General features: G+C 57.8%; 1 protein-coding gene. It reads left to right on the top strand.

What is annotated here, in order from left to right; translation table 11 throughout:
- A partial coding sequence (locus tag EXE45_RS19095; protein WP_137695208.1) for a PAS domain-containing protein occupies window positions 1–232 on the top strand: 232 nt, incomplete at both ends.

Here is a 232-nt window from a genome sequence, read left to right as displayed (position 1 = left end):
CAACACAGCACTCCAGACGGCAATCGAGCTCGTCGCGCAGCGACGTCAACTACGTACTGCGCGCGACCGCATAGAGTCCGAACGCAATCAGCTCGAACGTGTCATGAACACAGTCCCCCAGCTGATATTCGCGAAGAACACAGACGGCGAATTCTTGCTCGCGAACGAAGCGGTCGCTGACGCGTACGGCACTACCGTCTCGGACATGATCGGTTCGACTGATGCTGACTAC

Source organism: Halorubrum sp. SP9 (genome assembly GCF_005435015.1).
In the GTDB taxonomy this organism is placed as follows: Archaea; Halobacteriota; Halobacteria; order Halobacteriales; family Haloferacaceae; genus Halorubrum; species Halorubrum sodomense.
Note: the sequence above shows the minus strand (reverse complement) of the source record. Positions and strands in the feature narration are given on the sequence as shown.